At 48.8% G+C, this 572-nt stretch carries 1 pseudogene; it reads left to right on the forward strand.

The window, feature by feature from the left end:
• Positions 1-572: pseudogene (locus GY683_RS00905) on the forward strand (endonuclease/exonuclease/phosphatase family protein); the annotation flags it as partial.

Genomic DNA, 572 nt, shown 5'->3' on the forward strand with positions numbered 1-572 from the left:
CCATTAACCCAAGGGCGAGGCGCAATTGGTACCCCGAGCGTAGGTTTGGTATCGCGTTTTGAGATTATTAACACCCAATTACTCACGCAGATGCCTGCGATTGCGTTGTTAGATGTTCCTGATGTTGGGCTTTATCAACAATTTAATCGCCCCCCGCTGATTGCCGACATCAGATTGCCAAATGGCATGGTAGTCACCGTGATTGTGGCGCATCTAAAAAGTAAACGCCCTGAGTTTTTAGAAAACGCGCAAGGCGAGCCGTTAGAAGATCGCAATGATCCGCTAATTCGAGTCCGCGCCAAGCTGCGCAGTCTTTGTATGCGGGCAGCGGAAGCGGCAGGCATTCGCCAAGTGGTCATCGAAAAACTGTCACACAACAACCATCCGCTGATTTTGTTAGGGGATATGAATGATGTGATGCAAAGTGTCACTTGTCAGCTTTTAAGCGAATCGGGCGAAGTATTTTATGATAAGTCGATGCGCGATATCGTGCTGTATGATGCCTCTACGGTACAAAGCCGTATGCACTGGCTTAAAGATGTGGCGTACACCCATATCCACCAAGGTATGCC

Source organism: Moraxella sp. (assembly GCF_024227015.1).
GTDB lineage: Bacteria > Pseudomonadota > Gammaproteobacteria > Pseudomonadales > Moraxellaceae > Moraxella.